General features: G+C 69.8%; 19 protein-coding genes and 3 tRNA genes. 9 read left to right on the top strand and 13 right to left on the bottom strand.

What is annotated here, in order from left to right:
- Nucleotides 1-92: 92 nt before the first annotated feature.
- Genes AC1RN0_RS09800 through AC1RN0_RS09785 form a run of 4 tightly spaced genes read left to right on the top strand, consistent with a single transcriptional unit; the run spans nucleotide 93 to nucleotide 4,909 of the window.
- Complete coding sequence (locus AC1RN0_RS09800; RefSeq protein ID WP_492787252.1) at nucleotides 93-1,559, top strand: cryptochrome/photolyase family protein; 1,467 nt, start codon at nucleotides 93-95, stop codon at nucleotides 1,557-1,559.
- Nucleotides 1,556-2,860, top strand: a complete 1,305-nt coding sequence (locus AC1RN0_RS09795) for an NAD(P)/FAD-dependent oxidoreductase (RefSeq protein WP_492787251.1) — start codon at nucleotides 1,556-1,558, stop codon at nucleotides 2,858-2,860. Before AC1RN0_RS09800 ends, AC1RN0_RS09795 begins: the two co-directional genes overlap by 4 nt.
- On the top strand, nucleotides 2,857-3,702 hold the full coding sequence (locus tag AC1RN0_RS09790; protein WP_492787250.1) for a DUF1365 domain-containing protein: 846 nt from the start codon (nucleotides 2,857-2,859) through the stop codon (nucleotides 3,700-3,702). Before AC1RN0_RS09795 ends, AC1RN0_RS09790 begins: the two co-directional genes overlap by 4 nt.
- Entirely contained in the window at nucleotides 3,674-4,909 is a 1,236-nt protein-coding gene (locus tag AC1RN0_RS09785) for a class I SAM-dependent methyltransferase (RefSeq protein WP_492787249.1), read from the top strand. Before AC1RN0_RS09790 ends, AC1RN0_RS09785 begins: the two co-directional genes overlap by 29 nt.
- Here AC1RN0_RS09785 and AC1RN0_RS09780 read toward each other — a convergent pair.
- The gene (locus AC1RN0_RS09780) at nucleotides 4,906-5,739 is read right to left on the bottom strand and encodes an SDR family NAD(P)-dependent oxidoreductase (RefSeq protein WP_492787248.1); all 834 of its coding nucleotides are present in this window, start codon (nucleotides 5,737-5,739) and stop codon (nucleotides 4,906-4,908) included. The genes AC1RN0_RS09785 and AC1RN0_RS09780 overlap by 4 nt on opposite strands.
- 222 nt (nucleotides 5,740-5,961) lie before the next feature.
- Between AC1RN0_RS09780 and AC1RN0_RS09775 the strand changes: the two genes are divergently transcribed.
- Nucleotides 5,962-6,960, top strand: a complete 999-nt coding sequence (locus AC1RN0_RS09775) for a cysteine synthase A (protein WP_492787247.1) — start codon at nucleotides 5,962-5,964, stop codon at nucleotides 6,958-6,960.
- Nucleotides 6,961-6,972: 12 nt separating this feature from the next.
- Complete coding sequence (gene sseA / locus AC1RN0_RS09770; protein ID WP_492787246.1) at nucleotides 6,973-7,818, top strand: 3-mercaptopyruvate sulfurtransferase; 846 nt, start codon at nucleotides 6,973-6,975, stop codon at nucleotides 7,816-7,818.
- On the opposite strand, the gene AC1RN0_RS09765 is transcribed toward sseA, so the two are convergent.
- Nucleotides 7,819-8,904 carry an amino acid ABC transporter substrate-binding protein gene (locus AC1RN0_RS09765; RefSeq protein WP_492787245.1) on the bottom strand — a complete coding sequence of 362 codons (1,086 nt, stop codon included), beginning with the start codon at nucleotides 8,902-8,904 and terminating at the stop codon, nucleotides 7,819-7,821.
- An 85-nt stretch (nucleotides 8,905-8,989) separates the two neighbouring features.
- On the opposite strand from AC1RN0_RS09765, the gene metC reads away from it, so the two are divergent.
- Nucleotides 8,990-10,138, top strand: a complete 1,149-nt coding sequence (gene metC / locus AC1RN0_RS09760) for a cystathionine beta-lyase (RefSeq protein WP_492787244.1) — start codon at nucleotides 8,990-8,992, stop codon at nucleotides 10,136-10,138.
- Between the two features lie 2 nt (nucleotides 10,139-10,140).
- Here metC and AC1RN0_RS09755 read toward each other — a convergent pair.
- The 3 genes from AC1RN0_RS09755 to AC1RN0_RS09745 form a co-directional block, all read right to left on the bottom strand.
- A tRNA-Arg gene (locus tag AC1RN0_RS09755) sits at nucleotides 10,141-10,217 on the bottom strand.
- 157 nt (nucleotides 10,218-10,374) lie between these two features.
- Nucleotides 10,375-10,680, bottom strand: coding sequence for an ETC complex I subunit (locus AC1RN0_RS09750; protein WP_492787243.1), 306 nt, complete (start codon nucleotides 10,678-10,680; stop codon nucleotides 10,375-10,377).
- Nucleotides 10,681-10,708: 28 nt separating this feature from the next.
- Nucleotides 10,709-10,785: transfer RNA gene (locus AC1RN0_RS09745), tRNA-Pro, on the bottom strand.
- Between the two features lie 190 nt (nucleotides 10,786-10,975).
- On the opposite strand from AC1RN0_RS09745, the gene AC1RN0_RS09740 reads away from it, so the two are divergent.
- Together AC1RN0_RS09740 and AC1RN0_RS09735 are read left to right on the top strand one after the other, a co-directional pair.
- Nucleotides 10,976-12,061, top strand: coding sequence for a phosphotransferase (locus AC1RN0_RS09740; RefSeq protein ID WP_492787242.1), 1,086 nt, complete (start codon nucleotides 10,976-10,978; stop codon nucleotides 12,059-12,061).
- Between the two features lie 11 nt (nucleotides 12,062-12,072).
- Nucleotides 12,073-13,176: an NAD(P)-dependent alcohol dehydrogenase gene (locus tag AC1RN0_RS09735; protein WP_492787241.1), complete on the top strand. Its 1,104-nt coding sequence runs from the start codon at nucleotides 12,073-12,075 to the stop codon at nucleotides 13,174-13,176.
- Between the two features lie 4 nt (nucleotides 13,177-13,180).
- Here AC1RN0_RS09735 and AC1RN0_RS09730 read toward each other — a convergent pair whose 3' ends face one another.
- The 8 genes from AC1RN0_RS09730 to AC1RN0_RS09695 all read right to left on the bottom strand — a co-directional run bounded on the left by AC1RN0_RS09730 (nucleotide 13,181) and on the right by AC1RN0_RS09695 (nucleotide 20,454).
- Nucleotides 13,181-13,636 carry a PaaI family thioesterase gene (locus AC1RN0_RS09730; RefSeq protein ID WP_492787240.1) on the bottom strand — a complete coding sequence of 152 codons (456 nt, stop codon included), beginning with the start codon at nucleotides 13,634-13,636 and terminating at the stop codon, nucleotides 13,181-13,183.
- Entirely contained in the window at nucleotides 13,633-14,130 is a 498-nt protein-coding gene (locus tag AC1RN0_RS09725) for a DUF192 domain-containing protein (protein WP_492787239.1), read from the bottom strand. The genes AC1RN0_RS09730 and AC1RN0_RS09725 overlap by 4 nt, the downstream gene beginning before the upstream one ends.
- 37 nt (nucleotides 14,131-14,167) lie before the next feature.
- Nucleotides 14,168-14,791, bottom strand: a complete 624-nt coding sequence (locus AC1RN0_RS09720; RefSeq protein ID WP_492787238.1) for a cold-shock protein — start codon at nucleotides 14,789-14,791, stop codon at nucleotides 14,168-14,170.
- A 163-nt stretch (nucleotides 14,792-14,954) separates the two neighbouring features.
- A tRNA-Glu gene (locus AC1RN0_RS09715) sits at nucleotides 14,955-15,029 on the bottom strand.
- Nucleotides 15,030-15,132: 103 nt separating this feature from the next.
- Entirely contained in the window at nucleotides 15,133-16,935 is a 1,803-nt protein-coding gene (recJ, locus tag AC1RN0_RS09710; protein ID WP_492787237.1) for a single-stranded-DNA-specific exonuclease RecJ, read from the bottom strand.
- A gap of 2 nt (nucleotides 16,936-16,937) precedes the next feature.
- Complete coding sequence (gene glpX, locus AC1RN0_RS09705) at nucleotides 16,938-17,891, bottom strand: class II fructose-bisphosphatase (RefSeq protein ID WP_492787236.1); 954 nt, start codon at nucleotides 17,889-17,891, stop codon at nucleotides 16,938-16,940.
- 56 nt (nucleotides 17,892-17,947) lie between these two features.
- On the bottom strand, nucleotides 17,948-19,237 hold the full coding sequence (locus AC1RN0_RS09700) for a homoserine dehydrogenase (protein WP_492787235.1): 1,290 nt from the start codon (nucleotides 19,235-19,237) through the stop codon (nucleotides 17,948-17,950).
- Nucleotides 19,234-20,454 (bottom strand): LL-diaminopimelate aminotransferase, encoded by a 1,221-nt coding sequence (locus AC1RN0_RS09695; protein ID WP_492787234.1) that lies wholly within the window; start codon nucleotides 20,452-20,454, stop codon nucleotides 19,234-19,236. The genes AC1RN0_RS09700 and AC1RN0_RS09695 overlap by 4 nt, the downstream gene beginning before the upstream one ends.
- Nucleotides 20,455-20,520 lie beyond the last annotated feature (66 nt).

Below are 20,520 nucleotides of genomic sequence, written 5' to 3'. Positions count from 1 at the left end.
TCAGGGTGTGAGCGTTGACGTGGGGGTGGTCAAGACGGTGCGCGTCTCAACCGACCTGTGATCCGCCCCGCGCGCGCCGGCGTAGAGCTTCCGTGACCCAGCCCGCCGACCAGTCCCCGATTGACCGACCCGCCATCCTTTGGCTTCGCCAGGACCTCCGGCTGACCGACAATCCCGCGCTGACCGAAGCCCTCGCCGGCGGTCGCCCGGTCATCCCGGTCTATATTCTCGACGAGAGCGCGGGCGCGCGTCCCCTCGGCGGCGCGACGCGATGGTGGCTGAACCGGTCGCTGAAGGCCCTGTCCGCCGACCTGGAGGCGCCCGGATCGCGACTCATCCTGCGGCGCGGCGACCCGGCTCACCAGCTTCAGGAAATCATCACCGCGACCGGCGCGAACTCGGTCTTCTGGAACCGCCTCTACGACAAGCATGCCGTCGCCCGCGACAGCGCCATAAAGTCTGACCTGACCGCCGACGGGATCACCGTCATCTCCTGCATCGGCGGCCTGCTGAACGAGCCCTGGGCGGTGAAGAACGGCTCGGGCGAGCCCTATCGCGTGTTCACCCCCTACTGGCGAGCGGCCCGCGCCGCGACCGTGGTCGGGCCGACGCAACCGGCGCCGGGCCGCCTTCCCGCCCCCGCCCGCTGGCCGGGCAGCGACGACCTGGCCGACTGGGGCCTGCAGCCGACCGCCCCGGACTGGTCGACGGGCTTCTCCGACTGGAACCCCGGCGAAGCCGGCGCGGCAAGGCGTCTGGACGCCTTCCTGTCCGGCGCGGTGTCCGGCTACGGCGCCGACCGCGACCGGCCGGGCGTCGAGGGGACCTCGCGCCTGTCGCCGCACCTGCACTTCGGCGAAATCGGCCCGCGTCAGGTTTGGCGCGCGGTCCAGACCGCTACGGCCGCCGGCGCGGCGCCCGAGGCCCAGGCCGACAAGTTCCTCGCCGAGCTCGGCTGGCGCGAGTTCAACCACCATATCCTGTTCCACTGGCCCGACCTGCCGACGGCCAACTTCAAGCCTGCCTTCGACGCCTTCCCCTGGCGCGGCGACGACGCGGGCTTCCGCGCCTGGACCCGCGGCCGGACCGGCTACCCCATCGTCGACGCCGGCATGCGCGAGCTGTGGACCACCGGCTACATGCACAACCGCGTGCGGATGATTGTCGCCTCGTTCCTGATCAAGGATCTGATGGTCGACTGGCGTGAGGGCGAGCGGTGGTTCTGGGACACCCTGCTGGACGCCGACATCGCCCAGAACGCCGCCAACTGGCAGTGGGTCGCGGGCTCCGGCGCCGACGCCTCGCCCTATTTCCGCATCTTCAACCCGATCACCCAGGGCGAGAAGTTCGACGCCGCCGGCGTCTATGTGCGCCGCTGGGTTCCGGAGCTGGCGAAGCTGCCGGACGACGTGATCCACGCGCCGTGGACCGCGTCGCCGCTGGATCTGCGTCAGGCCGGCGTCGTGCTCGGCCAGACCTACCCCCACCCCATCGTCGATCACGCCCGGGCCCGCGACCGCGCGCTTGCCGCCTATTCCGCCGTCAGGAGCGTCTCATGAAAATCGCCGTCATCGGATCCGGCGTCGCCGGGCTGGGCGCCGCCTGGGCGCTGGAAGGCCTGCACGAGCTGGTGGTCTACGAAGCGGACGACCGCCTGGGTGGCCACGCCAACACCGTGACCATCGACTACGCCGGCAAGGCCATCGACGTCGACACCGGCTTCATCGTCTACAACGAGGAAAACTACCCCAACCTGCGCGGCCTGTTCAGCGCGCTGGACGTCGAGACCCGCCTGACGGACATGAGCTTCGCCTGCGCCGGCGGCGGGGTGGAGTGGTCGTCCAACTTCCCGCGCGGCGTCTTCGCCCAGAAGCGCAACCTGCTGCGGCCTGACTTCCTCGGCATGCTCAACGACATTCGCCGCTTTTACGCCGTCGCGCGTTCAGACCTCATGCGCGGCGAGTTCGATGACCTGACCCTCAGCGCCTGGCTCAGGCTGCGCCGGTTCGGCGGCGGCTTCCGCGATCGCTTCCTGCTGCCGATGGGCGCCGCCATCTGGTCGACGACCGAGGGCGGCATCGGCGACTTCCCGGCCGAAAGCTTCCTGCGCTTCCTGCAGAACCACGGCCTGCTGCAGTTCAAGCCGCCGCAGTGGCGCACCGTCGTCGGCGGCAGCCGCACCTATGTCCGCAGGATCGGCGACGCGCTGGGCGCCAGCGTTCGCCTCAACGCAAAGGTCGTCGCCGTACGCCGCACGGACGCCGGCGTGCTGGTCCGTGACCACCTCGGCCAGGAAGACCTGTTCGACCAGGTGATCCTGGCCTGCCACGCGCCGGAGTCCCTCGCCCTGCTGCGGGACGCCGATCCCGAGGAGCGCGCGCTGCTGGGGGCCATCCGCTATGCGCCGAACCGCGCCTTCCTGCACCGCGACCCGGCGCTGATGCCCAGCCGGGAGTCGGCCTGGGGCAGCTGGAACTACGTGACCAATTCCGACGGAATCACAGAGCCTTACGTCACCTACTGGATGAACAACCTGCAAGGCATCGACGCCGCGCGGCCTCTGTTCGTCAGCCTCAATTCGCCGGAGCCCGATCCGGCCCTGACCTTCGGCGCCTGGGACTACGATCACCCGCAGTTCGACACGGCCGCCCTCGCCGCCCAGCGGCGGTTCGGCCGCATCCAGGGCCGCGGCGGCGTCTGGTACGCCGGAGCCTGGCTGGGCTACGGCTTCCACGAGGACGGCGTGACGTCCGGCGTGAAGGCCGCCCTGGCCCTCGGCGGCAAGGTTCCCTGGGTCTTCGTCGATCATCGCGTGGCCAGCCTGGACGGAGCGCCCGCCCCGCTGGCGACGGCCGCGTGACGGCGGCCCTCTACGTCGGCGAGACGGTCCATCGGCGGCTTTCGCCGAAACCGCACAAATTTCGCTACAGCCTGTTCCAGCTGCTGCTCGATATCGACCACCTCAACGAGGACCTGGCCGGGCTGAGGATGCTGCGCCGCGGCAGGTTTGGCCTGTTCTCGATCGACGATCGCGACCACGGCTGGCGCGACAGCCGTTCGCTGCGCTCCTGGGTCGAGACCCGGCTGGCCGAAACGGGCGTTCCGGCCACGGCCCATCGCATCCAGTTGCTGACCTTCCCCCGCGTGCTCGGGTTCGTCTTCAATCCCATTTCGCTGCTGTACGTGCGCGACGCCGGGGGCGCGCTCGAGGCGGTGATCTATGAGGTCAACAGCACCTTCGGCCAGACCCACGCCTACGTGGCGCCGGCGGCCGGCCACGGCCCCCAGCGCCAGGTGGCCGACAAGCGGCTGTTCGTCTCGCCCTTCTTCGCGGTCGACGGCGACTACAGGTTCGACGTAACGCCGCCGACCCGGCGCCTGAACCTGTCGATCGTCAGGTCGACGGACGGTCGTCCGGTATTCACCGCCACCCTGACGGCGCTGCGGAAGCCGCTCAACGACCGCAGACTGCTGGGCCTGTTCGTCCGCATGCCGCTCATGACCCTCAAGGTCGTGGCGGCGATCCACTGGGAGGCGCTCCGGCTTTTCCTGAAAGGGATTCCGCTGGTTAGCCGGCCGGCCTCACCCGACATCGGCTTCAGCCGGGCTGTTCTCCACACTCGCGCGACGGGAAAAATTCATGCTACTCTCGGCAGGACGGAAAGGAGCGGCCATGACGTTCACGGACCTGAACGGCGCTAGCCACGCGCCGGAGTCCCGCGCCCTGCAAGGCGCGCCGGCGGTGTTCCGTACGGCCGTGCGCATCTGCGCCGACAACTGGCGCGAGGGGACCCTGACCTGGGTGCTGCCCGACGGAACCGAAATTCCCTGCCACGGCCGGGCGCCCGGGCCGGACGCCCGGCTCATCGTCAGGGATTACCGCTTCATTCGCCGCTGCCTCATGTCGGGCTCTATCGGCTTCGCCGAAGGCTACATGGCCGGCGAGTGGGACAGTCCGGATCTGTCGGCCCTGCTGACGGCCTTCGCCCTGAACTTCGACCGCCTCGAGGCCCTCGTGCACGGCAATCCGGTCATGCGGGCGATCAACTTCATCAGCCACCTTCTGAACCGCAACGACCGCAAGGGGTCGCAGAAGAACATCCACGCCCACTACGACCTGGGCAACCACTTCTACGAGCGCTGGCTCGACCGCACGATGACCTACAGCTCGGCGGTCTACGAGAAGCCGGGCGAGCCGCTCGACCTCGCCCAGACCCACAAGTACGCCGCCCTCGCCCGGTCGATGGACCTGCAGCAGGGTCAGAGCGTGCTGGAGATCGGCTGCGGCTGGGGCGGCTTCGCCGAGTTCGCCGCGGCCGAGGTGGGCGCCAAGGTCACGGGCATCACGATTTCCCGGGAACAGTATGATTTCGCGAAGAAACGGCTGTTCGAGAAGGGCCTCGCGGAGAAGGCCGATATCCGCCTGATCGACTACCGCGACGTCGAAGGCCGCTTCGACCGTGTCGCTTCGATCGAGATGTTCGAGGCCGTCGGCGAGGAGTACTGGCCGACCTATTTCCGCAAGATCCACGACGTGCTGTCGCCGGGCGGCCGCGCGGGCCTCCAGATCATCACCATCCGCGACGAGCTGTTCGAGGGCTACCGCCGCCACGCCGACTTCATCCAGAAGTACATCTTCCCGGGCGGCATGCTGCCCAGCGAGACCCGGCTGCGCCAGGAGACCGACCGCGCCGGTCTGGTCTGGCAGCAGGCCCCGGCCTACGGCCAGCACTACGCCGACACCCTCGCCGAATGGGGCCGCCGCTTCGAGTCGGCCTGGGACGAAATCCGTGGGCTCGGCTTCGACGAACGGTTCCGCAAGATGTGGCGCTACTATCTCGCCTACTGCGAGGCCGGCTTCCGCACCGAACGGACCAACGTGATCCAGCTGGGTCTGGCGCGGACCTAGGCGGCGGCCAGCGCCGCCTCGACCCGCGCAAGCCGCTCCCGCACCGGCCCATGGTCTTCGGGATGGGTCAGGATGTGAAGCCGGTCCGCCTCCAGGCCCGCGATGATCCGCTCGGCGGCATCTTCGGCCGGGATCAGGCCCTGGCGCCGCACCGAGTCGAACACCTGATCGAGGCGCGCGAGCATCTCCGGCGACGCCGACGGCGCCGCCTTGAGCGCCTCGGGCCGGTTGCGATCGGCGGCGCCAATGCGCGACTCGACATTGCCGGGACAGGCCACGGACGCCTTCAGCGGCGCGCCTGTGATCGCGAACTCCGCCGCCAGGCATTCCGTCAGCGCCACGACCGCATGTTTGGTCGCCACATAGGGGGCCAGGAACGGCGGGGCGCTGAGCCCGGCCAGAGACGCCATGTTGAGCACATGGCCCGAGCCCCGCTCCAGCATGGCCGGAACAAAGGCGCGAAGGCCGTTGACCACGCCCAGCAGGTTGACGCCCGTGACCCAGGCCCAGTCCTCGGGCGGCGAGGCCCAGATCGGCGAGAGCAAACCGCCGACCCCCGCGTTATTGGCCAGCAGGTCCACGCGGCCGTGACGGTCGATGATGAGTCGCGCCAGCGCCATCATCCCGGCCGCGTCCGCGACGTCGGCCAGGAACGGCTCGACGGTTAGGCCCGTCTGTCGAAGTCCGACGACGGCCTCCGTCAACGCGGGGCCTTCCACATCGACGAGGCAGACCTGCAAACCGCGCGTGGCGAGCGCGCGGGCCAACGCCAGTCCGATGCCGCTCGCGCCGCCGGTCACAATCGCCACCTGTCCGTCGCTAAACTTCATCACCGCCTCCCGGGCGATTGCCGGCGGACCGTCTCCGCCACGCCGCGCTAATATACCCGGGTAAATTAACAGGCAATATATATCCGGGTATTATTATCCGTCGCGGCGCACTATGATCGCCGCCTGTGTGCCGGCCTTCAGATATTCTGGGGTTGCGATCGGTGCGCGGCGCATGATGTAGGCAGGATCATCGGGCCGTTCGCGGCCGTCGGAACCGCTCGCATGTCCGCTGCCGCCAGCGTCCTGGACCTCATTGGAAACACCCCGCTGATCCGGCTGAAAGCCGCCAGCGAGGCCACCGGCTGCGAGATTCTCGGCAAGGCCGAGTTCCTCAACCCCGGCCAGTCGGTCAAGGACCGCGCCGCCCTGGGCATCATCCGCGACGCCGAGGCCAGGGGCCTGCTGCGCCCGGGCGGCCGGATCGTCGAGGGCACGGCCGGCAACACCGGCATCGGCCTGGCCATGGTCGCCAGCGCGCTGGGCTACAAGACCACCATCGTCATCCCGCGCACCCAGAGCCAGGAAAAGAAGGACGCAATCAAGCTCGCCGGCGCGGAGCTGGTCGAGGTCGACGCGGTCCCCTACTCCAACCCCGACAACTACGTGCGCTATTCCGGCCGCCTGGCCGAGGAACTGGCCCGAACCGACCCGAACGGCGCCATCTGGGCCAACCAGTTCGACAACGTCGCCAACCGCCAGGCCCACGAGCGCTCGACCGGCCCGGAAATCTGGGAGCAGACGGGCGGAAGGGTCGACGGCTTCATCTGCGCGGTCGGTTCGGGCGGCACCCTGGCCGGCGTGGCCGCGGCCCTGCGCGCCAGGAAGCCGGACATCGCCATCGGCCTGGCCGACCCGCACGGCGCGGCGCTCTACAGCTACTACACGACCGGCGAGCTGAAGGCCGAGGGGACTTCGATCAGCGAGGGCATCGGACAGGGCCGTATCACGGCCAATCTCGAAGGTCTCAAGGTCGACCACGCCTATCGCATCGATGACGAGGAGATGCTGCGCATCATCTTCGAGCTGGCCGAGCACGAAGGGCTGGTCATGGGCGGGTCAACCGGCGTCAATATCGCGGGCGCCATGCGGCTGGCCCGCGATCTGGGGCCCGGCCACACCATCGTGACCATTTTGTGCGACTACGGATCGCGGTATCAGAGCAAACTGTTTAATCCGGCGTTCCTCGGGGAACGCGGCCTTCCGGTTCCCGGCTGGCTCTAGGGGAGCTTTCCGATGTCTGATCCGCTCGTTTCCACCGCCTGGCTCGCCGAACACCTCCAGGCGCCCGATGTGCGGATCATCGACGCCAGCTGGTACTTCCCGCACGAGGAGCGGGACGCGAAGGCCGAGTACGCCCTGGCCCACATTCCGGGCGCGGTGTTCTTCGACATCGACGACATCGCCGACGAGACCTCGCCCCTGCCGCACATGCTGCCCAGCGCGGTCAAGTTCGCCTCGCGGGTCCGCAAGCTGGGTCTCGGCGACGGCGCCCGCATGGTGATCTACGACCAACTGGGGCTGCGTTCGGCCGCGCGGGTCTGGTGGACCTTCCGCGCCATGGGCCATCTGGACGTGGTCGTGCTCGACGGCGGCCTGCCCAAGTGGATCGCCGAAGGTCGGCCGATCTCCGACATGCCGGCCCCGCCGCGCGAGCGCCACTTCACGCCGCGGCTCAGCTACGATCTGGTCCGCGACCTGGGCCAGGTCCGCAAGGCGCTGGAGACCGGCCGCGAGCAGGTCGTCGACGCCCGGCCCGCCGGCCGCTTCACCGGCGAGACGCCCGAGCCGCGCGCCGGTCTGCGCGGCGGCCATATGCCGGGTGCGCGCAACGTGCCGGCCAGCGACCTTCTGGCCCCGGACGGAACCATGAAGACTCCGGCCCAACTGGCTGAAATCTTTGAAAATGCGGGCGTGGACATCAACAAGCCCGTCATCACCACCTGCGGCTCCGGCATCACCGCCGCCATCCTGGCGTTGGCCCTCGCCCGCCTGGGCAGGGAGCGCACAGCGCTCTACGACGGCTCCTGGACCGAATGGGGCGGCCGCGAGGACGTTCCGGTGGTGACCGGCCCGGCCTGATTACCGCAGCGGCGGCGAATAGAGCAGGCCCGGCTTCGCCGCGTTCCACAGCGCGTTCTGGCCGCGCTCGAGCTTCAGCGCCGAGTCCTTGCCCAGATTGCGGTCGAACACCTCGCCATAGGACCCGACGGCCTTGATCGCCCGCCAGGCCCAGGCGTCGTCCAGGCCGAGCATGCCGCCATAGCCGGTGTCGACCCCGAGCAGCCGCCGCACCTCCGGGGCGGTCGCCTCCCGGCGCTGGCGATCGACGGTGTCGCGGGTGACCCCCGCCTCCTCGGCCAGAACCAGCGCGTTCAGCGTCCAGCGCACGATGTCGGTCCAGCCGGGATCGCCCTGGCGAACGACCGGGCCGAGCGGCTCCTTGGAAATCACGTCCGGCAGCAGCACATGGGCGTTCTGGTCGGCCAGGGTCGCCCGAGCCGAGGCCAGCGCCGAGATATCGGCCGACAGCACGTCGCAGACGCCCTGCTCATAGTCGGCCCGCGCGCGTTCCAGCGTCGGCGCCAGCACCGGCATCCAGTTGATCGACCGCGCGCCGAACCAGTCGCGCAGGTTCAGCTCGCTGGTCGAGCCGGACTGCACGCAGATCTTCGCGCCGGACAGCTCTGAGGCGCTCTGCAGCGACAGGTCGCGCGGCGCCAGGAAGCCCTGGCCGTCGTAGTAGCTGACCCCGGCGAAGTCGACGCCCTCGCCGGCGTCGCGACTGAAGGTCCAGCTGGTGTTACGCGACAGGACGTCGACCTGCCCCGCCTTCAGCGCCGCCAGCCGCACGTCGTTGGCCAGCGGCACGAACACCACCCGGTCGGGCGAGCCGACGACCGCCGCCGCCAGCGCCCGGCAGAAGTCGATGTCGAACCCGGTCCAGCGCCCCTGGCCGTCTTGGTGGGAGAAGCCGGCCAGCCCGGGGTTGACGCCGCAGCGCAGGGCCCCGCGCGCCTTCACCGCCGCCAGGGTCCGGCTGGCCGGCGTGGCCGCGCCGCTGTCGTCGACGACCGGAACCTTGTCGGGCGCGCCCGAAACCGGCGCCTTTCGCTCGCAGGCCGTCGCCGTCAGGGCGAGCAACAGGGCCAGGGCGAGTCGTTTCACGGCGCGGCGTCCTTGATCGGCGGCGCCTCGCCGCCCTATGGGAGAACCCAACCATCGCCTCCCGACGTCAAGACTGGCAAGCCGCATGGACGAAGAAACACGCCTGATCCACGCCGGGCACGTCGAGGCCCTGCGCGCGCAAACGGTCAGTCCGCCGATACAGCGCGGCTCGACGGTGCTGCTGCCCAACGCCAGGGCCCTCTACGACGGCACGCTCGGCTACGGCCGGGCCGGCCTGTCGGCGCAGTTCGCGCTGATGGACGCCCTCGCCGACCTGGAAGGCGCCACGGCGGTCCAGCTCTACCCCTCGGGGCTTGCGGCGATGACGGCGGCGATCCTGGCCGTACTCAAGGCCGGCGACGATCTTCTGGTGGTGGACACCGTCTACCGGCCGGTGCGCTACTTCTGTGACCGGGTCCTGACGCGCTTCGGCGTGACGGTGCGGTACTATGACTCCCGGCTGGACGCGGCCGGCGTGCTGGCCATGGCGAGCCCGGCGACGCGGGCGATCGTGCTGGAGTCGCCCGGCTCGCTGAGCTTCGAGCTGCAGGACGTGGCGGGCATCGCGGCCGCGGCGCGGGCGCGCGGCGTCCTGACCATAGCCGACAACACCTGGGGCGCTGGCCTGCTGTTCAAGCCGCTGGCGCAGGGCGTCGACATCAGCGTCCAGGCCCTGACCAAATATATCTGCGGCCATTCGGACGTCTTTCTCGGCTCGGTCGCCACGGGCGACCCGGCGACCGGCGCGCTGATCAAGGCCTCCATCGCCGACCATGGCTGGTCGGTGGCGCCCGACGACGCCTACCAGGCCCTTCGCGGCCTGCGCACCCTGGCCACCCGCCTCGCCCGCCACGGCGAGAACGGCCTGACGGTGGCCCGCTGGCTGGCCGACCAGCCGGAGGTGCTGACCGTCCTGCACCCCGCCCTGCCCGGCGCGCCCGGCCACGATCTCTGGAAGCGCGACTACGGCGGCGCCTGCGGCCTGTTCGGCTTCGTGCTTCAGCCGGGATCACCGGCGAAGGTCGAGGCCTTCCTCGACGCGCTGGAGATCTTCGGGCTGGGCTTTTCCTGGGGCGGCTTCGAAAGCCTGGCCATCAGCTGTGACCCGCAACTGACCTCGCGCACGGTCGACATCGCCTACGGCGGTCCGCTGATCCGCCTGCACATCGGTCTGGAAACCCCCGCCGACCTGATCGCCGACCTGCGCAAGGCGCTGGACGCCTACAACGCCTGACCTGGCGACCCCAGCAGGACTCGAACCTGCAACCCCCTGCTTAGAAGGCAGGTGCTCTATCCGGTTGAGCTATGGGGTCTTCGACTGTGGTGTAGCGGGGTTCGGCTGGCGGGTGAAGGTGGCCCCAGCGTGCGTCCTTCGACACGGCCCTCTGGGCCTGCTCAGGATGACGTACCTCTCTGCACGTCATGGTGAGCAGCGCGAAGCGCGTGTCGAACCACGCACCCCGCTCGACCCTAGTGCGTCCAGGATTGCCGGCGGTTGGTGGCGAAGTTGTCGGCGTAGGCCTTGATGATCTTCTTCGGCTCCTTCGGCTCGAACAGCCGGAAGGCGATGCCGTGGCGCTGGGCGTAGGCGACCGCCTCCTCGCGCGTGTCGAAGGTCAAGCGCACCTGGCCGTTCATGTCGGTGGACTGGGTCCAGCCGGTCAGCGGGTCGGTGCGCTTGGCGGCCGCCGGTTCGAACTCGAGCAGCCAGTCTCTCGTCTTGGCCTTGCCCGACTGCATGGCGGTCTTGGCGGGACGATAGATGCGCGCGAGCATGCGGGGCCTCCTGGGGTCAGCTCTTCCGTGGTCGGGGCGAGAGGATTCGAACCTCCGACCCTCTGGTCCCAAACCAGATGCGCTACCAGACTGCGCCACACCCCGCGATCACGGAAGGGCTTGCTCTACAAAGCTTCGCGGCCAGGGGCAAACGTATTGCGCAAGACGGTTGCGGTTCCGCTGGGTGACCGGCCTAAAGATGGTTCCCGCGCCGCCGGGGATGCTCTAGCGGTGACGATCAGGGACCAGCTTTCGCCAGGCGGCGCCAAGTCCGCCGGCGATCGGGAAACAAGACATGACCAAGCCTGCCATCGCCGCCACCGTCGACGCCGTCGACCCCGCCTGGATGACCGCCGTGCTGCGCGCCTCCGGGACCCTGCCGACGGGGTCGGTGACCGCGCTCGACGTCAAGCCGGTCGGCAACGGCCTGGTCGGCGACAGCTATCGCTTCACCCTGACCTATGACGGCGCGCCGGCCGCGGCCCCCGCCAGCGTGGTCGGCAAGTTCGCCGCCGCCGATCCGGCCAGCCGGGCCTCGGGCGCGGCGTTCAACCTCTATGGCCGGGAAGTGGGCTTCTATCGCGAGGTCGCCTCGACGGTCGGCATCATCACCCCGAAGACCCATTTCGCCGAGATTGATCCGGAAACCTCGGCCTTCACCCTGATCTTCGAGGACTTCGGCCCGGCCCGCCCGGGCGACCAGCTGACCGGCTGCTCGATCGCCGACGCCCGCACGGCCCTGCTCGAGGCCGCCGCCCTGCACGCCCCGCGCTGGAACGACGCGTCGCTGAAGGACATCGCCTGGCTCGCCTCGGGCGCCGACATGTTCCCGGCGATCATCGCCGCCCTGCCCGGCATCATCACCGCCTTCCGCGAGCGCTACGACGGCGTGCTGGCCGACGAGCACATGGCGCTGGTCGAGCGCCTGCCGCAGATCATGCCGCTGTTCCAGGGCGTGGCCGAGGGCCCGTTCACGGTCCAGCACGGCGACTTCCGGCTCGACAACATCCTGTTCGACATCCAGGGCGGCAGCCGCCGCATGGGCACGCTGGACTGGCAGACCCTGGCCATCGGCCACGGCCTGACCGACGTGACCTATTTCCTCAGCGCCGGCGTCTCGCCCGAGGCGCGCCGCGCGCATGAGCGCGAGTTGATCACCCTCTATCACGACGAACTGCGCCGCCTCGGCGTCAGCGACTACGGCCTGGAAGACTGCTGGACCGACTACCGCCGCATGGCGGTGCACGGCGTGTTCATGGGCGTGTTCTCGGCCATCGCCGTCGAACGCACCGAGCGCGGCGACGCCCTGTTCCTGGCCATGACCCGCGGTGCCTGCGCCCAGGCCCTCGACCACGACACCTTCGCCCTCTGGACCGCTTGAGGATCAAGACCATGCAGGTTACCGCCGCCGTCGCCCGCGCCCCGGGCCAGGACTTCACCCTCGAGACCGTCGACCTGGACGAGCCGCGCGCCGACGAGATCCTCGTGCGCATCGCCGCCGTCGGCGTCTGCCACACCGACCTGGTGGCGCGGGAGGGTGGCATGCCCTTCTCGATGCCCGCCGTGCTCGGCCATGAAGGCGCCGGCGTCGTCGAGCGGGTCGGCGCGGCCGTGACCAAGGTCGCCGCCGGCGACCGGGTGGCCCTGACCTTCCGCTCCTGCGGCCAGTGCGACCGCTGCAAGAGCGGCGACCCGGCCTACTGCTACCTGATGCCCGCGTTGAACTACATCGGCATGCGGCCGGATGGCTCCAAGGCCCTGGCCCAGGGCGAGACGGCCGTGTCGTCCAACTTCTTCGGCCAGTCGTCGTTCGCCACCTACGCCCTCGCCTACGAGCGCAATGTGCTCAAGATCCCGGGCGACATCCCGTTCGAACTGGCCGCGCCGCTCGGCTGCGGCGTCCAGACGGGCGCCGGCGGGATCATGCTGGCCCTGGCCTGTCCGAAGGGCTCGAGCCTGCTGATCACCGGCGGCGGGGCTGTCGGCCTTTCGGCGGTCATGGGCGCGAAGATCCAGGGCTGCGGCGTGGTCATCGTCGTCGAGCCGCACGCCGCCCGCCGCGCCCTGGCCACCGAGCTCGGCGCGACCCACGTCATCGACCCGGCCGAGAGCCCGGATCTCGCCGCCGCCGTGCGAGCCATCCTGCCCCAGGGCGTGGACTACGCCTTCGACACCACCGGTCGCCCCGACACCCTGACCGCCATCATGGGCGCCCTGGCCCCCAAGGGCGTGCTGGGCATCGTCGGCATTCCGCCGGCCGGCACGCCCCTGCCCGGCGATCTCGGGACCGTCCTGACCTTCGGCCAGACGGTGCGCGGCATCATCGAGGGCGACAGCGACCCGGACGTCTTCCTGCCGCAGCTGATCGCCCACTGGAAGGCCGGCCGCCTGCCGGTCGAGAAACTGGTGAAGACCTACCCGTTCGCCGAGATCAACGCGGCCATCGCCGCGCAGCACCACGGCGACTGCGTCAAGGTCGTGCTCAGCCTGGACTAGGCCGTCAGTCTGGCCTGGGCCTGGAGCCCGGCGCCGGCTGGTCCGCACGCCGGTGCACCGGCTTGAAGATGCCGGCGGCGCGCATCACGTCGCGGGCCCCCGTGTGGATGCGGCCCTCGACGAAGATCAGGTCCTTGGTCTTGCGGGTGACGACGCCCTCCCCGTAGACCCAGTCGCCGGCCCGGGCCATCGACAGGAAATCCAGCGACAGGTGCACGGTGACGGAGGCCGTGCCGGTCTCACGGCCGACCGCATTGGCCAGCACCCCGTCCATGAAGGTCGACAGCATGCCGCCGTGGACGATGCCCAGGCTGTTGCAGTGCCGCTTGAGCACGAAGAAGGCGTGCTCGAGCCGGTCGTCCGCGACGCGATGGAAGAACGGCCCGTTGTGGGTGGTGTAGGGCCCGCGCGCGCTCGGCTTGAACCCCTCCGGCGGCGCCGGGACGGTCTCGTCCGTCACTGGCCGAACATCTTGTGGTGGACCTGGTCGCCCAGGTCGATGCCCAGCTCGGCCGCGCGGCCCCCGGCCAGCTCGAGCACGGCCTTGGCGTCGCCGCGCGAGGGGATCGGCGTCTCGTCGAACGGCTGGGCGTTGGCGGCGATCGAGATAATCCGGCCGTTGGCGCCGATGTAGAGGATGTCGAGCGGGATGTAGGTGTTCTTCATCCAGAAGGCCCGCGGCGCGGCCCGATTCCAGATGAACAGCATCCCGGCGTCGGGCGCCAGGGTGGTGCGGTACATCAGGCCCTGTTCGCGCTCGGCGTCGCTGTCGGCGATCTCGACCTTGAAGGCCACGCTCCCCCGGATCGTGTCGATGGTCAGCGGCTCGGTGACGACGGCGTTGACGGGCGGCGCGGCGGCGGCCGCCGGCGGCGTCTCGGCGCGGCAGGCGCCCGACAGCATGGGGGCGAGCATCGCCGCGGCCAGGACGGCGGTCCGACCGGCGTTACGCATGTTCAGGATCAACGGGGTACTCCAGGAACGTCGGACGTCAGGACGCCGCGATTTCGGCCACGACAAGACCCTTGGGCCCCTCGGCGAAGCGCACCATCACGCCGTCGCCGGGCTGCAGGTCATCAAGGCCGCTGCGACGCAGGGTCTCGATGTGGACGAAGATATCCCCCGGCTCGGCGTCGCGCACCACGAAACCGTAGCCCTTGGTGCGGTTGAACCATTTCACCGTGCAGTGTTCGAGCGGTCCGTCGGCTCGCAGCGGCGGGGCGCGGCGCGGCGCGTCGCGATGGCCGCCGCCGAAGCCGCCCTCGAAACGGTCACGCTCGCGGCGGAACCCGCCGGCGTCGTGCTCGAAACGGCGTTGCGGCCGCTCGCCGACGGGCGGCGCCGCGGTCTCGTCGAGGTCGACGATGTCCGACACCTGCCAGCCCTTGGTCCGGCGCACGACGTCGCAAATGATCACAGAGCCTTCCAGCGCCGACTCGCGTCCGGCGTTGCGCAGCGAGGTGATGTGCAGCAGCACATCCTTCAATCCGGTCTGGCTGGGATCGTCGGGCACGATGAAACCGTACCCCTTTCCCGCGTCAAACCACTTCACACGGCCATTGATCCGCACGGACTCCTCGTGCGGATCCTGAGCCTCGAAATCGTAACCAGACATTCCGCCCCTCTGCCCCGCCCCAAGTGCAGTGTGGACGAGGTCTCGAACATAACACTGTTCTCGTAGGACGAGAGCCGTCAATGCGTGAATTCGCGCGAGCGATGACTCGGGGCCTGCCCGCGACAATTAGTCGCAATGTTCTGGGAATAGTCACTCGCGGCGGTGGTACGCCCTAGGGGAGTCGAACCCCTCTTACCAGATTGAAAATCTGGGGTCCTAACCGATAGACGAAGGGCGCCCGGTCGCGAGGAAGCGGCTGTATATTCGCGACTCCCGGGAGGCGCAAGCCCCCAAGCGAACGACTTTTCGCATGGAAGCGAACAAAGCCGCGGACGGCCGCTTCAGAGCACCATCCGGGGATCGGCGGCGTCCTCGATTTCGAGCTCCACGCTCCCGCGGCCCTGCCAGTCGTCGGGCTTCAGCCGGCCGACGAAGTGCATCGCCCCGCCCCCGGCTATGATCCGCGCGCCCATCTCGGTTTCTCCGGCCCGCCAGGCCACGGCCTTCAGCCGGCCGCCGGAGGAATCCATCAGCGTACAGCGCACATGGCCGCCCTTGAGCATCATCGGCCGCTCGATTCGCGCGTCGGCCACCGCGAAGGTCGGCTCCGGATTGCCGGGACCGAACGGAGCCAGCCGCTGGAACTCCGCATACAGGCCCCGCGTGGCCCCGCCGGGGCTGACCAGGGCGTCGATCTCGATGGCGTCCTGTCCGGCCGCCTCGACCATCTCGCCCGCCAGCCGCTCGCAGAGGAAGGCGCGCAGGTCGGGAATCATCGCCGGACGGATCGTCAGGCCCGCGGCCATGGCGTGGCCGCCCCCGGCCAGCAGCAGCCCCTCGTCGAAGGCCGCCTGCACGGCCCGGCCGAGATTCACCCCGGGTTGCGAGCGACCCGAGCCCTTGCCTGTGTCCGACGGCCGGTCGACGCCGATGACGACCACCGGCTTGCGATAGCGCTCGCGCAGGCGGGCGGCGGCGATGCCGACCACGCCCGGATGCCAGCCGTCGCCGGCGACGACGATGGCCGGGGCGTCGGGATCGAAGTTGCTATCGCGCTCCAGAGACAACACCGCCTCGTCGATCACGCCCTTTTCGACGTCCTTGCGCGAGGCGTTGAGAGCGTCGAGTTGTTCGGCCAGATCGCGCGCCTCTTGCGGGTCGTCGGTCGACAGCAGGCGGGCGCCGAGGTCGGACCGTCCGATCCGCCCGCCGGCGTTGATGCGCGGGCCGAGAATGAAGCCGGCGTGGAAGGTGGTGGCCGGCCCCTGCGACTTGGCGACGTCGAGCAGCGCCTTGAGGCCCGGGTTGGCCCAGCCGGACATCGTCCTGAGGCCCTGGGCGGCAATGGCGCGGTTGAAGCCGGTCAGGCTCGTCACGTCGCAGACGGCGCCCATGGCGGCCAGATCGAGCCACTGGCGGATGTCGGGCTCCGGACGGTCCCTGAACAGCCCCCTGCGCCGCGCCTCGCGGTTCAGGGCGGCCAACAGCACGAAGGTCACCCCCGCGGCTGCAAGATGCCCCTGCCCTGACGTGTCGTCGGGCCGGTTGGGGTTGACCAGGGCGGCGGCCGGCGGCGGGTCGCCGCGCATCAGGTGGTGGTCGATGACCACCACGTCGAGGCCGATGTCGCGCGCCGCCAGCAGGGCGTCGGTGGCGGCCGCGCCGCAGTCGACGGTGACGACGAGGTCGGCGCCCTGCTCCTGCAGATGCCGGAAGGCGGCCGGGCTGGGGCCATAGCCCTCGATGATCCGGTCGGGCACATAGATGGCCAGCTCGCGGCCCATGGCGCGGAACCAGCGCACCAGCTGGGCCGCGCTCGAGGCGCCGTCGACGTCGTAGTCGGCGAACACGGCCGTCGGCCGGCCGCTCTCCACGGCGTCGACGAGAATCGCGGCCGCCAGGTCCATGTCGGCGAAGGTCGAGGGGTCGGGGAACTGCGCCTTGAGCGTCGGCGTCAGGTAGTCGGGCGCGCCGGCCGTGTCGACGCCGCGCCCGGCCAGGGCCCGGGCGAGCGGTTCGCTCAGGCCGTGACGCATCTGGTGGTCGCGGATCAGCGCGGCGTCGGCGGGACGCCAGCGCCAGGCCCGTCCGGACAGCGAGCGGCGCACACCGAGGAAGCCTGCCTCGAGCGCGCCGTCAGCCATCGTCAGAGCGGCCGCTTCATCCGCACTTCACGCACGGTGCGGGTCGAGGAGTTCATCACCAGGGTGTGGGTGTGCACGAAGCCGCCGTCGAGCTTCACGCCGTCCAGAAGGGCCCCGTTGGTCACGCCGGTCATGGCGAAGATGGCGTCGGCGCGGACGATCTCATTGAGCATGTACTTGCGGTCGAGATCGGTGATGCCCCACTTGGCGGCGCGGGCGCGCTCGTCGTTGTTGCGGAACACCAGACGGCCCTGGAACTGGCCGCCGACGCACTTGAGCGCCGCGCAGGCCAGCACGCCCTCGGGCGCGCCGCCCTGGCCGATGTACAGGTCGACGCCCGTCAGGGGGTCGGCGGTGTTTATCACCCCGGCCACGTCGCCGTCGGTGATCAGATAGACCCGCGCGCCGACGGAGCGCAGGCTGTTGATGATCTCGGTGTGGCGCGGACGGTCCAGCACGCAGACGGTGATCTGGTCCGGCTCGACGCCCTTGGCCTTGGCCAGGGCGCGGACGTTGTCAGCCGGCGAGGCGTCCAGGTCGATCACGCCCTCGGCGTAACCGGGGCCGCAGGCGATCTTGTCCATGTAGGTGTCGGGCGCGTTGAGCAGCGTGCCGGCCGGGGCCCAGGCCATCACCGCCAGGGCGTTGGCCATCGCCTTGGCCGTCAGGGTCGTGCCTTCCAGCGGATCCAGCGCGATGTCGACGCGCGGCCCTTTGCCGGTGCCGACCTTCTCGCCGATGTAAAGCATCGGGGCCTCGTCTCGCTCGCCCTCGCCGATGACGATCTCGCCGTCGATGGCCAGTTCGTTCAGGGCGTTGCGCATGGCGTCGACGGCCGCCTGGTCGGCGTCCTTCTCGTCGCCGCGGCCGACCAGATGCCAGGCGGCGATCGCCGCCGCTTCGGTCACACGGACCGCGTCCAGAACCAGTCCCCGGTCCAGCGTCTCAGAACTCATGAAAGTCAGTCTCCCGGCCCCTTGCCGGGGCGCTCTCCGCTATTGTCGGAGGATTCTCAGATACGCGCGATGCGCAACAGGCGCGGACGCTCTAGCACGGACGGCAGCTTTTCGATGCGGTTTATCGCATCGGTCAGCACCGACTCGGCGATCGCGTGGGTGGTCAGGACAATCGGGACGCCGCCGGCGTCCTCGACGGGCTTCTGCAGGAAGCTGTCGATCGACACGCCGCACTCGGCGAGAGTTTCGGAAACGGCGGCGATGACGCCGGCCTGGTCCTTCACCAGCAGCCGCAGATAGGCCTTGCCGACGCGGCGCGTGGGGGCCACTGCGATGAACGGCTTGAGGTCGCCCGCCGGACGCTGGAACACCGGCCGCGTGGGCAGGGTCATGACGTCGGCGATGTCGGCGGCCACGGCGGCGGCCGTCGGCCCGGCCCCGGCGCCCGGTCCCTGGATGAAGATCCGCCCGATTCGCGTTCCCTCGATAAACAGCGCGTTGAGCGCCCCGCGCGTCTCGGCCAGCGGATGGCCCTGGGCGACCAGCGAGGGGTGCACCCGCACCGCCACGCCATCGGCCGTCCGATCGGCCGAGGCGATCAGCCGGATGCGATAGCCGAGATCCTTGGCCAGCCTGATGTCGAGCAGGTCGACCTCGTCGATGCCCTCGATCTCGGCCGCGGCGAAGTTGGGCGCGCAGCCGAAGGCCAGGGCGGCCAGGATCGTCACCTTGTGCGCCGCGTCGAAGCCGCCGACATCCATCGTCGGGTCGGCCTCGGCGTAACCCATGCGCTGGGCCTCGGCGAGCACGTCGGCGAACGACGCGCCGCGCTGCTCCATCTCACTGAGGATGAAGTTGCAGGTGCCGTTGAGGATGCCGGCCACGCCGACCACGTCGTCGCCGACCATCGCCTCGCGCAGCATCTTCACCGCCGGGGTGCCGCCCATGACGGCGGCCTCGAACAGCAGCGGCGCGCCGGACGCCTCGGCCAGCGCCGCCAGTTCGGCGCCGTGCTCGGCGATCAGGGCCTTGTTGGCGGTGACGACCGGCTTGCCGGCCTTCAGCGCCGCCTCGACCGCGGCCTTGGCCGGGCCGTCGGAGCCGCCGACCAGTTCGACGAACAGGTCGATGTCCGGCGAGGTCGCCAGGGCCACCGGGTCGTCGAACCAGGCGATGTCGGAGATGTCGATGCTGCGCGGCCGCGAGCGCGAGCGGGCGGTCACGCCGGTGATCACCGCCCTGCCCCCGGCCGGCGCGAAGTCGGGCCGCTCGGCCAGGAACTGCAGCAGGCCGCCGCCGACCGTGCCCAGGCCCGCGACGCCGATACGCCAGGTGCGCGGGCTCATTGCGCGGCCACGGCGTTGTGGGCCTTGGCCAGGATGCGCTCGGAATCGGCGAGGAACTTCTTCACGTTGCGGGCCGCCTGTCTGATGCGGTGTTCGTTTTCGACCAGGCCGATGCGCACATAGCCCTCGCCATACTCGCCGAAGCCAGAGCCCGGCGCCACGGCGACGCCGGCCTCCTCGATCAGCATCCTGGAAAACTGCATGGAGCTGACATCCTTGTACGGCTCGGGCAGCCTGGCCCAGGCGAACATCGAGGCCGGCGGGGCCGGGATGTCCCAGCCGGCGCGTTTCATGCTGCTGACCAGGGTGTCGCGGCGGCTCTTGTAGATGCCGCGGATCTCCTCGACGCAGTCCTGCGGGCCGTTGAGGGCCGCGGCGGCGGCCACCTGGATCGGCAGGAAGGCCCCGTAGTCGAGATAGGACTTCACCCGCGCCAGCGCCGCGCACATGCGGGCGTTGCCGACCACCATGCCGACGCGCCAGCCGGCCATGGCGTAGGTCTTCGACAGGCTGTTGACCTCGACGGCCAGGTCCTTGGCGCCCTCGACCTGCAGGATCGACGGCGGCGGGTTGTTGTCGAAGTAGATTTCCGAATAGGCCACGTCGGAAATGATCAGCATGTCGTGCTTGCGGGCCAGCTCCACCGCGTCGCGGTAGAAGTCCAGGTCGACCCACTGGGCCGTCGGGTTCGACGGATAGCTGAGGATCAGGATGCTGGGCGGCGGCGCCGAGTGCTTCACCGCGCGGCTGATGCCGGCGAGATACTCTTCCGGCGACAGGGCCGGCACGTGGCGGATCACCCCGCCGGCCATGATGAAGCCGAAGGCGTGGATCGGATAGGCCGGGTTGGGGCAGATGATCACGTCGCCGGGCGCGGTCAGGGCGTTGGCCAGGTTGGCGAAGCCCTCCTTCGACCCGAGCGTCGCCACGACCTCGGTGTCGGGGTTCAGCTTCACGCCGTAGCGCCGCTCGTAGTAGCCGGCCATGGCCCGGCGCAGCCCGATCACGCCCTTGGACGCGGAGTAGCGGCCGGCCTTGGGATCGCGGGCGGTCTCGATCAGCTTGTCGACGATGTGCTTGGGGGTCGGCATGTCGGGGTTGCCCATGCCGAAATCGATGATGTCCGTACCCTCGGCCCGGAGCTTGGCCTTGATGCGGTTCACTTCCTCGAAGACGTAGGGTGGCAGACGCCGGATACGGTGGAACTCGGTGGTCATGTCAGGGCTCTCTGCGCCATCACCGGCGCTCTGCGAGCGGAGGTCGCGCATGGATAACCCCCGGAA

The organism is Caulobacter sp. GW821-FHT12F03 (genome assembly GCF_058806855.1).
Note: the sequence above shows the minus strand (reverse complement) of the source record. Positions and strands in the feature narration are given on the sequence as shown.

What these genes read in the sequence shown, in the direction of transcription:
- metC (WP_492787244.1), top strand. Translation starts at nt 8,990, where the DNA reads ATGGACGAAGAAACACGCCTGATCCACGCCGGGCACGTCGAGGCCCTG.
- AC1RN0_RS09775 (WP_492787247.1), top strand. Translation starts at nt 5,962, where the DNA reads ATGTCCGCTGCCGCCAGCGTCCTGGACCTCATTGGAAACACCCCGCTG.
- AC1RN0_RS09785 (WP_492787249.1), top strand. Translation starts at nt 3,674, where the DNA reads ATGACGTTCACGGACCTGAACGGCGCTAGCCACGCGCCGGAGTCCCGC.
- sseA (WP_492787246.1), top strand. Translation starts at nt 6,973, where the DNA reads ATGTCTGATCCGCTCGTTTCCACCGCCTGGCTCGCCGAACACCTCCAG.
- AC1RN0_RS09725 (WP_492787239.1), bottom strand. Translation starts at nt 14,130, where the DNA reads ATGCGTAACGCCGGTCGGACCGCCGTCCTGGCCGCGGCGATGCTCGCC.
- recJ (WP_492787237.1), bottom strand. Translation starts at nt 16,935, where the DNA reads ATGGCTGACGGCGCGCTCGAGGCAGGCTTCCTCGGTGTGCGCCGCTCG.
- AC1RN0_RS09750 (WP_492787243.1), bottom strand. Translation starts at nt 10,680, where the DNA reads ATGCTCGCGCGCATCTATCGTCCCGCCAAGACCGCCATGCAGTCGGGC.
- AC1RN0_RS09795 (WP_492787251.1), top strand. Translation starts at nt 1,556, where the DNA reads ATGAAAATCGCCGTCATCGGATCCGGCGTCGCCGGGCTGGGCGCCGCC.
- AC1RN0_RS09740 (WP_492787242.1), top strand. Translation starts at nt 10,976, where the DNA reads ATGACCAAGCCTGCCATCGCCGCCACCGTCGACGCCGTCGACCCCGCC.
- AC1RN0_RS09735 (WP_492787241.1), top strand. Translation starts at nt 12,073, where the DNA reads ATGCAGGTTACCGCCGCCGTCGCCCGCGCCCCGGGCCAGGACTTCACC.
- AC1RN0_RS09780 (WP_492787248.1), bottom strand. Translation starts at nt 5,739, where the DNA reads ATGAAGTTTAGCGACGGACAGGTGGCGATTGTGACCGGCGGCGCGAGC.
- AC1RN0_RS09720 (WP_492787238.1), bottom strand. Translation starts at nt 14,791, where the DNA reads ATGTCTGGTTACGATTTCGAGGCTCAGGATCCGCACGAGGAGTCCGTG.
- glpX (WP_492787236.1), bottom strand. Translation starts at nt 17,891, where the DNA reads ATGAGTTCTGAGACGCTGGACCGGGGACTGGTTCTGGACGCGGTCCGT.
- AC1RN0_RS09700 (WP_492787235.1), bottom strand. Translation starts at nt 19,237, where the DNA reads ATGAGCCCGCGCACCTGGCGTATCGGCGTCGCGGGCCTGGGCACGGTC.
- AC1RN0_RS09695 (WP_492787234.1), bottom strand. Translation starts at nt 20,454, where the DNA reads ATGACCACCGAGTTCCACCGTATCCGGCGTCTGCCACCCTACGTCTTC.